This window comes from Mycobacterium sp. TH-M106 (assembly GCF_057473765.1).
Genome location: NZ_JBYCLE010000179.1, coordinates 1 through 8,835 on the forward strand (window position 1 = coordinate 1; position 8,835 = coordinate 8,835).

Consider the following 8,835-nt stretch of genomic DNA (forward strand, 5'->3'; position numbering starts at 1 on the left):
GCGAGTTCGGCGTCCAACCAATCACGCAGCATCGCCACTCGGCGCCGGCCCGGCGGATCCTCCGGCAGCCACTCGCGCGTCAGCCGCCCGGCGCCGAACGGCAACGACAACGCGACCTCGGGCTCCTCGTCCACGCCGTTGCACAGCTCCAGCGAGCCGCCACCGATATCAAGGTTGATGATCCGTCCCGCGCTCCACCCGAACCACCGGCGCACCGCCAGGAAGGTCAACCTCGACTCGTCCTCCCCGCGCAGCACCTGCAGTTCGACGCCGGTCTCGGTGCGCACCCGAGACAGCACGTTCTCGGAGTTGGAAGCGTCCCGCACCGCCGAAGTGGCGAAGGCCATCAGCTCCGCACAGCCCGAACTCGCGGCGATCTTGGCGAACTCGTCGATGGTCGACAACAGCTTGTCGGCGCCCCGCCGGGTGATCTTGCCTGAACTGTCAGTGTTTTCGGCCAGCCGCAGCGCGGCCTTGGTCGAGCTCATCGGCATCGGATGACCGCCCCGGTGTGCATCCACCACCAATAGGTGGACGGTGTTGCTGCCGACGTCGAGCACGCCTAATCGCACAAAACATAATTTAACCAGGAACGCGGGCGCATGAAACTCTGGTCTACCGTGGGATTCTGTGACACCGCCACCTGCTGCTCACCCGGGCTCCCACCCACACGAAGTCGATCCGGACTTTCCCCGCGAATGGGTGGAGTTCTACGACCCGGACAGTCCCGAGCATCTGATCGCCGCCGACCTGACCTGGCTGCTGTCGCAGTGGACTTGCGTGTTCGGCACCCCGGCCTGTCGGGGCATCGTCGCGGGCCGGCCCGACGACGGATGTTGTTCGCACGGCGCGTTTTTGTCCGACGACGACGACCGTGCCCGGCTCGACGCGGCCGTGGCCCAGCTGACCGACGACGACTGGCAGTTCCGCGGCAAGGGGTCGGGCGTCAAGGGCTACCTGGAGCTCGACGAGAACGAGGGTGAGCAACAGCTGCGCACCCGTACGCACAAAGGTGGGTGCATCTTTTTGAACCGGCCCGGGTTCACCGGCGGCGCCGGGTGCGCATTGCACATCAAAGCGGTCCGGCTGGGGGTGCACCCGGTGACGATGAAGCCGGACGTCTGCTGGCAGCTGCCGATCCGGCGCAGTCAGGAATGGGTGATCCGCCCCGACGGCAGCGAGATCCTCAAGACCACCATCACCGAATTCGACCGGCGGGGCTGGGGTCCCGGCGGCGCCGACCTGCACTGGTTCTGCACCGGTGATCCGGCCGCCCACGTCGGCGCCAGGCAGGTGTGGCAGAGCATGGCCGTCGAACTCACCGAGTTGCTGGGCGAGAAGGCCTATGCGGAGCTGGCCGCAATCTGTCAGCAGCGTCACGAACAGGGCCTGGTCGCGGTGCATCCGGCGACCCGGGCGGCCGAATAAGCGCTCGACGTCGGATGTGGCACCGTTCCTAAATACTGAGATCGAGCTCCGATTCACGGTGCATCACAGCGTTGTGCCCGCGGGTCGCTCTCGATACGGACACCCCCGCCGATCGAGGTTCGCGGCCTCATGCCAATAGTCATCAGGGGCTTCAGACCAGGTGTCTGGCGATGCGGGGGAACCCAGCGACATCGGCCGCCTACGCGCCGGCGTCACCGCTTCGAGGGTGAGTGTCAGAGCACCGAGGGCGGCGGTGGGTATCGCCCAAACACGCCGATGCGCCAAAGCACTTCGGCACTGGTCGACGTGGCTGATGGCCGGTGAGGCATACGCCGGTGCATCGTCGGCTGTTGCTTGCAGCAGCCGACCGGAATAGCCGTTGCCACAATTGATTTGGATGCCGTACCTGTCGTAGGCGCCGAGAGAAACCGGAAACCAAAGCCCCAGCAGGCCACCAGCGAGCAGAATGGTGCCGACCATCACGACCAATCGGTCGCGGGAAATCACCTGCCCCACCTTGCCCATACGGCCACCTTTTTTTCTGCCTCCTACGCAGAGGTCAGGGCAGCCAGGATGTCGGCAAGCCACTGGTCCAAAGTGGTGGAGCCCAATAGCGTGGACGCCAGGTCGGACAAATGGTCGTTCCCCACCCCGAAATCGCTGACCAGATCGCTCAGCGTGTTGCCGCCAAGCCCAGGAACCTGGTTGAACACCTCGCTGATCGTGGACTGGTCGCTGAGTCCGAGCGCGCCCAGCAGCCCACCGAATGTCGTGTGCTGGAGTCCGGGAATCGCGGTGAAGAAATCGTCGACCGTTGCGTGCTCGCCGGGACTGGAGTAGACCCCGAAACCGTTCAAGAAGTCCCAGATCTTCAGGTCGTTGAACCCGATCGTGTCCAGCACCTGATTCACCGAGGCGGTGTCCGGTAGCCCCACCCCGGTCAGCAACTGATTTAAGGTCGCGTCGTCGAGGTCACCGGCGGTCAGCAACTGGCTCACATTGTCGTGGCCGAGACCGGCCGCGTTGGCGAACTGTTCCACGGTGGTGCCGGCCGTGAAGGCTCCGGTGGTCGGATCCCACAGGCTGCCGAGCGAACTCGGGTCGATGCCGAAAATGTGGAGCAGCTCGTCTGGGCTGACGCTCAGCTGGTGCAGGAACCCGTTGATGTGCTCGTCTGCCACGCCCCAGTCACCGAGAAGCGTGTCGACCTGCGTGTCACCGATCCCGAACGCCTGCACCGCCTGCTCCAGGGTGCTGCTGTCGCTGAGCCCGAGCACACCGAAAAGCTGCGACACCGGGTCGTTGCCGATGCCCAGGTGGGCTGCCAGATCACTGAGCGTGGCGTCCTGATAATCGGTCAGCCCAATCAGGTTGTAGAAGTTCGACAGCGGTTCGGCGCCGATACCCAGCTTGTCGACCTCGGAGCTCAAGGTGGTGCTGTCAGTCACTCCCGCGACCGCGAGAAGCACCCCCAGTGGATTCTGGTTCAGTCCGAACACCCCCGCGAACTGGTTCACGTCGCCCAGCGTGACATTGCCGAGTCCAGTGAAGCCCAGCAACTCGTTGGGGGTCAGGCCACCGAGCCCCAACGATCCAAAGGGAAAGAGCGCCTTCGACACCGTGAGTTCGCCGTAACCGGTGATTTTCGCCAGGTCCAGCAGAGCCTGGACGAACCCTGCTTCCAGCGGCACGGGATCGAAGCCGGTCAGGGCGACATCGTGCACATGCACGACAGGGAGCGCAGTGGGCTGCTGTGCTACTGCCGGGGCGGTGCCGATAAGGGCCGCACTGGCCACGGCGGTGGCCAGTGCGGCGGCCCTCGTCGTGAGCCGCCGCTGCCCGCGCGGCGGCCTTGCCGCACGGCGACGCTCATGAGAGCTCAATGGTCGACGATGCGAGCGCATCGTGGTGGAAGAAGTAGTGGAAGAAGTGGTGGAAGAAACCGACGACATCTTGCCTCCCGGTGTCGGTGTGAGTACCGCAAGACTAGCACTGTCTGAGACAGTTTGCAAACCGGGGTTGAACTCAGATTTCGGCTGACTCGGGTGAGGCTGGGTCGTTGGTGCGGCGGATGTCGATGACACCGCCAGGCCTGCGCTGCCGGTTGCGCTGGGCGAAACGCTCGACCACCTCGGCCAGCTGCGGCACCTGGCCGAGGTATTCGTCACGAACCGCTTGCCCGGCCTCCAGTTGGCAGAACACCCCGAACAGCGTGACCGTCGTTCGTGCCATTGGGATGAGATCGGCCGCCACCACGAGCTGCCGAACCACATCGATCAGCCGCACGTCGATCACCCGAAGCACCTGGCTGCGCAACCAGGAAGTGCTCACCCGTACCTGCGGCGAAACCCACATCTCGCGGAGCGGGCCGTTGACTTCGACGAGCCTGTCGACGTCAACGTCGCAGCCATCGGCAACCAATCCGTGCCGGCGCATCGCGTCCTCGAGTTCCCGCGCTCCGCCGTTGAACACGGCCTCCATGATGTCGGCATACATGTCGAAGAATCCCGGCGGCGGGAAAGCCGAGCATGCACCGAAATCCACCACGCCGAGCCGACCGTCGGACTGCAACAGGAAGTTCCCCGGGTGCGGATCGCCGTAGAGCAGGCCGGTTCGGGAGAAGCTGGTCAAGACGAAACGGGCCATGAGCCGGCCGATCCGATCGCGGTCGAACCGGTTGTCCGACGCGATGAGCCGCGACACCGGTACACCGTCGATCCACTCGCTGACCAGGACATCACCCTGCTGGTGGACCACCTTCGGCACCACGAAGTCGGGATCGCCTGCGTAAGCCCGGGCAAAGGCCTGCTGATGCTCGGCCTCCTGTTGGTAGTCGAGTTCTTCGCGCACGCATGCACTCACGGCTTCGACCACCGACCCGACGTCGGTTCCCCGCACCAACATCTTGAGTGGCGCCGATGCGCGACGAACCTGGTCGAGGTCGTTCAGGACGGCTTCGCGAGCGCCCGGATACATCAGCTTCACCGCGACTGGAGTGCCGTCCTGCCAGGTCGCCCGGTGTACCTGACCGATCGAGGCGGCGGCGGGGCGCCGATCATCGAAGCTACGGAAGTTATCTGCCCAGTTGTCACCCATATTGGCCGCCATGGCTCGGTGCACCATAGGCGCCAGCATCGCCAGGCCCGAGCACTGCAGTCGGCTTAGCGCGATCCGGTACGGTTCGGCGAGGTCGGGCGGGAGCGCCATCTCGTAGATCGCGAGCAGCTGGCCGAGCTTCTGGGCGCACCCCTTCAGCTCGCCGAGCACCTCGAACATGTGCTGGGCAGTCCGAAGCTCGATGTCAGCGGCAACCTGGTCTCGCGTGCGGCCGAGAACTCGCTTGCCGGTGCCGGCAACGCGACGGCCCGCGTATGCAACCGGCAAAGTCGCCAGCTTCGCACTCCGCGCCAGCTTGCGGGTCGGCGGGTTGCCGGTTGACCTCGACCCGAGGCCGCGCGACGTCAGTCGAACAACTCGTTCCCGGTGCCGATCGGGCATGGCTCACCTCGCCTCGGTGTGCAGTTCACTCTCGCATACTCGCAGAATCAGCGTCGCGGTACTACCCTGTCTGGGACAAGATTGTCGAGTAATCCCAGACGGGCGACGGCGATGGAACCCAGGACCCCCACAACTGTGGTGGCAGACGTCGCCGACGAGCTGGCGCGCCGGGTGGTGTCGGGCGTCAAGGAGCCAGGTGATCTGGTGCCATCGGTTCGCCAGATAGCCGAGGAGTTCGGAATCAATCGCGCCACGGCACAATTGGCGCTCGGACGGTTGGAATCACACGGCTTCGTGGTGGCACAACGTGCCCGCGGCTTCGTCACCCGCGATATCCACAGGGAAGGTGGCGTCGAGGTTTACCGCCGGGCCTTTCGGCTGTCCATGCAGACGCCCGAGATCGCGGTGGAGGCGTTTCACGACATCGTCGACGTGGAGCGTTCGATCGTGATGGATGCGCTGCTCGCATATGCAGACTGCGACGACAGGGGGGAGGCGCACAGAGTCGAAGAGACTATCGAGGAACTCGAAACCCTGGCGCGATCGGAAGAGCCCGACCACGAAGCGATGCTGCGACTCGAACTGGCGATTATCCGGCACATCCTGGGTGTGGTCGGCCAGACGTTTCACCGGGCAATCCTCAATTCCATCGGCGAGATGATCCTGGACGTACCCGAGGCGGTCGCCGCTTACTACGCGGTATCGCCGGATCTCCACGTGCTGGTCTGGCGCGGTCTTGCCGCCGTGTGGGATTCAGGCAGTGCTCTCTCGGAGCCGCAACTGGCGTTATTCGAGGACGTGTTCAACATCTACCACGAGCGGGTCCTCGCCCGATTCGACGAGCTGATGGGCGCTGTCGACGAGTCGACCGCAACCGCGGATATTGCGTCTGCCTGACGATCCGGACCAGCTGCCAACCCAACCCGTCGCGGCCAAACTGTCTGAGACGGCATAGACTCCTGGCTGAAGGACTTCAACGCTAGACCGGGGCAGGACGAGGCCCAATGGCCTCGGCGTGCTCCGGAGACGAGTTATAGTGGCCTGGCCACTTGACGTCTTACCAACAGCCTGTCAGACTCGCCGGCATGCCGCTGCATCCGGTGACCCGCCAATCGGTGCCGGAGCAGGTGTTCGGCCAGATCGCCACCGCCGTGTTCACCGGAGAATTGGAGCCCGGGGAAGCGCTGCCCAGCGAGCGTCGGCTGGCCGAGCTGTTCGGGGTGTCCCGTCCGGCTGTACGCGAGGCGCTCAAGCGACTGTCAGCGGCCAGCCTGATCGAGGTACGCCACGGCGGCGCCACCACCGTCCGCGACTTCCGCCGGCACGCCAGCCTGGATCTACTGCCGCAGTTGCTGTTTTGCAACGGGAAACTCGACACCGCGGTCGCGCGCAGCCTGCTCGAGGCCCGGTTGCGCAATGGCCCGAAGGTCGCCGAGCTCGCCGCCGAACGGCACGGTCCCGAGCTGGCCGGATTGCTCGGCGAATCGCTCCGCGCACTGGAGGCCGAAGACGATCCAACCCAGAGGCGGCGTCACGTCATCGTGTTCTGGGACCATGTGGTCGACGCTGCCGGCTCGATCGTGTTCCGATTGATGTACAACGCATTTCGCGCGGCATACGAGCCGGCGCTACCACTGCTGAAAGCGTCGGCTGAAGCTGAGGCCGCGGAATTGGACGCCTACCGCAGGCTGGCGGAGGCGATCGTCACCGGTGACGCCGCGGCGGCCAAAAGCATTGCCCACGACCTGATCGAACTGACCAACTCGATCTTGACTGCTGTGCTCGACGAGATGGTGGGTCGGCGGTGAGTAGTTACGCGGTGGTCAGTGGTTATGTCCGTGGTCAGGTCCGGCCTGGGGTGGATGCGGTTGGTGGGTTTTATCGGATGTGTGTTTTGACTGCTAAGGCGTTGTTTCGGCCGCGTTTTCAGTGGGGGGAGGCGATCGAGCAGGGGTGGTTCATTACCAGTGTGTCGTTGTTGCCGACGGTCGCGGTTGCGGTGCCGTTGACGGTGTTGATTGTCTTCACGCTCAACATCATGTTGGCCGAGTTCGGGGCGGCGGATATCTCGGGGGCGGGTGCGGCGTTGGGTGCGGTGACTCAGTTGGGTCCGATGACGACGGTGTTGGTGGTGGCTGGTGCCGGGGCGACGGCGATCTGCGCCGATCTGGGTGCGCGCACCATCCGGGAGGAGATCGACGCGATGGAGGTGCTCGGCATCGACCCAATCCATCGTTTGGTGGTGCCTCGGGTGGTGGCTGCGACCGTGGTGGGCAGCTTGCTCAATGGCGCGGTGATCACGATTGGGTTGGTGGGGGGTTTCGTTTTCGGTGTGTTCATTCAGCATGTGTCGGCGGGTGCTTATGTGAGCACGTTGACGTTGGTGACCGGCCTGCCGGAGGTGGTCATCTCGGTGGTCAAGTCGGCGACGTTCGGGTTGATCGCCGGGTTGGTGGGTTGTTATCGGGGGTTGACCACCCGTGGTGGTCCCAAGGGCGTCGGCGTTGCGGTCAACGAGACGCTGGTGTTGTGTGTGCTTGCGTTGTTCGCGGTCAATGTGGTGTTGACCACGATCGGGGTGCGGTTCGGGACGGGGCACTAGCGGTGGCGACGTCGGTGGTGTTGCGTGCGCGGTTTCCGCGAACGGCGGCCAGCCTTGACCGCTATGTCGGTGGTGCGGGGCGAACGCTGGAGCAGCTCGGGGGTTTTGCGCGGTTCACTCGGGTCAGTGTGGGTCGTATCGGGTGGGCGTTGCGCCATTACCGCGCCGAGACGCTGCGGTTGATCGCCGAGATCGGGATGGGTACCGGCGCGATGGCTGTCGTCGGTGGCACGGTCGCCATCATCGGTTTGGTGACGTTGTCGGGGGGGTCGTTGATCGCCATTCAGGGTTTTGCGTCGTTGGGCAACATCGGCGCCGAGGCGTTCACTGGGTTTTTCGCTGCGCTGGCCAACACCCGGGTGGCGGCGCCGATCGTGGCGGGTGTGGCGTTGGCGGCCACCGTCGGTGCCGGTGCGACCGCGCAGTTGGGCGCGATGCGTATCAGTGAGGAGATCGATGCTTTGGAGGTGATGGGCATCAGGTCGATGTCGTTTTTGGTCTCTACCCGCATCATTGGTGGGTTGGTGGTGATCGTGCCGCTGTATGCGTTGGCGTTGGATATGGCCTACACCTCCGGGCAGGTTGTCACCACGGTGTTCTACGGGCAGTCCAATGGCACCTATGAGCACTATTTTCGGACTTTCTTGCGGCCCGAGGACGTCGGCTGGTCGGTGGTGCAGGTTGTGGTGATGGCGGTGGTGGTGATGATCACCCACTGCTATTACGGCTACACCGCCAGCGGCGGGCCGGTCGGTGTCGGGCAGGCGGTCGGTAGGTCGATGCGGATGTCGCTGGTCTTGGTGGTGGTTGTGGTGTTGTTGGCTCAGTTGGCGCTCTACGGTGTCAACCCGAACTTCAACCTCACGGTGTAGCGGCGATGCTCCCGACACCGGCTAAGCCGACCACGCGTACCCACTCACGCCGGTGGCTTTATCTGGAGGGTGTGGCCCTGGTGGGGCTGGGTGTGTCGGTGTTGGTGTTGGTGTTCTTGCAGTTTCGGGGGGATTTCACGGCTAAGACTGAGTTGACGATGCTGGCGTCGCGGGCGGGTCTGGTGATGCAGACCGGTTCGAAGGTCACCTACAACGGGGTGGAGATAGGTCGGGTGGCCGATATCTCCGAGATCGACCGTGACGGCCGGCCGGCGGCAAAGCTGATGCTCGACGTCAACCCGCGCTACGTCAGGCTCATTCCGGCCAACGTGGTCGCGACGATCCAGGCGGCCACCGTGTTCGGCAACAAGTATGTGTCGTTGGCCTCGCCGGACGACCCGGTGTCGCAGCGTATCTCGACGGCTGATGTGATCG

General features: G+C 64.5%; 10 protein-coding genes. 6 read left to right on the forward strand and 4 right to left on the reverse strand.

Annotated features, from left to right (window positions below; translation table 11 throughout):
- A partial coding sequence (locus AC2VOP_RS06190; protein ID WP_486960137.1) for a Ppx/GppA family phosphatase occupies positions 1-572 on the reverse strand: 572 nt, incomplete at its 3' end.
- 58 nt (positions 573-630) lie between these two features.
- On the opposite strand from AC2VOP_RS06190, the gene AC2VOP_RS06195 reads away from it, so the two are divergent.
- Positions 631-1,428, forward strand: coding sequence for a DUF3109 family protein (locus AC2VOP_RS06195; RefSeq protein WP_486960138.1), 798 nt, complete (start codon positions 631-633; stop codon positions 1,426-1,428).
- Between the two features lie 63 nt (positions 1,429-1,491).
- Here the strand turns inward: AC2VOP_RS06195 and AC2VOP_RS06200 are convergent, their stop codons facing one another.
- The 3 genes from AC2VOP_RS06200 to AC2VOP_RS06210 all read right to left on the reverse strand — a co-directional run bounded on the left by AC2VOP_RS06200 (position 1,492) and on the right by AC2VOP_RS06210 (position 4,812).
- Positions 1,492-1,953, reverse strand: coding sequence for a hypothetical protein (locus AC2VOP_RS06200; RefSeq protein ID WP_486960139.1), 462 nt, complete (start codon positions 1,951-1,953; stop codon positions 1,492-1,494).
- 23 nt (positions 1,954-1,976) lie between these two features.
- The gene (locus AC2VOP_RS06205) at positions 1,977-3,311 is read right to left on the reverse strand and encodes a hypothetical protein (RefSeq protein ID WP_486960140.1); all 1,335 of its coding nucleotides are present in this window, start codon (positions 3,309-3,311) and stop codon (positions 1,977-1,979) included.
- 142 nt (positions 3,312-3,453) lie between these two features.
- Complete coding sequence (locus AC2VOP_RS06210; protein WP_486960141.1) at positions 3,454-4,812, reverse strand: ABC1 kinase family protein; 1,359 nt, start codon at positions 4,810-4,812, stop codon at positions 3,454-3,456.
- A 225-nt stretch (positions 4,813-5,037) separates the two neighbouring features.
- Between AC2VOP_RS06210 and AC2VOP_RS06215 the strand changes: the two genes are divergently transcribed.
- The 5 genes from AC2VOP_RS06215 to AC2VOP_RS06235 all read left to right on the forward strand — a co-directional run.
- On the forward strand, positions 5,038-5,823 hold the full coding sequence (locus AC2VOP_RS06215; RefSeq protein WP_486960142.1) for a winged helix-turn-helix domain-containing protein: 786 nt from the start codon (positions 5,038-5,040) through the stop codon (positions 5,821-5,823).
- A 188-nt stretch (positions 5,824-6,011) separates the two neighbouring features.
- Positions 6,012-6,734 carry a FadR/GntR family transcriptional regulator gene (locus AC2VOP_RS06220; RefSeq protein ID WP_486960143.1) on the forward strand — a complete coding sequence of 241 codons (723 nt, stop codon included), beginning with the start codon at positions 6,012-6,014 and terminating at the stop codon, positions 6,732-6,734.
- A gap of 77 nt (positions 6,735-6,811) precedes the next feature.
- Complete coding sequence (locus tag AC2VOP_RS06225) at positions 6,812-7,528, forward strand: MlaE family ABC transporter permease (RefSeq protein WP_486960146.1); 717 nt, start codon at positions 6,812-6,814, stop codon at positions 7,526-7,528.
- 2 nt (positions 7,529-7,530) lie between these two features.
- On the forward strand, positions 7,531-8,400 hold the full coding sequence (locus AC2VOP_RS06230) for an ABC transporter permease (RefSeq protein WP_486960144.1): 870 nt from the start codon (positions 7,531-7,533) through the stop codon (positions 8,398-8,400).
- 5 nt (positions 8,401-8,405) lie between these two features.
- Positions 8,406-8,835, forward strand: a 430-nt coding sequence (locus AC2VOP_RS06235; protein WP_486960145.1) for an MlaD family protein, incomplete at its 3' end; no start/stop codon positions are given.

Bases quoted from the DNA above. Each gene is read 5' to 3' on its own strand.
- AC2VOP_RS06215 (WP_486960142.1), top strand. From the start codon at position 5,038: ATGGAACCCAGGACCCCCACAACTGTGGTGGCAGACGTCGCCGACGAG.
- AC2VOP_RS06220 (WP_486960143.1), top strand. From the start codon at position 6,012: ATGCCGCTGCATCCGGTGACCCGCCAATCGGTGCCGGAGCAGGTGTTC.
- AC2VOP_RS06200 (WP_486960139.1), bottom strand. From the start codon at position 1,953: ATGGGCAAGGTGGGGCAGGTGATTTCCCGCGACCGATTGGTCGTGATG.
- AC2VOP_RS06225 (WP_486960146.1), top strand. From the start codon at position 6,812: ATGTGTGTTTTGACTGCTAAGGCGTTGTTTCGGCCGCGTTTTCAGTGG.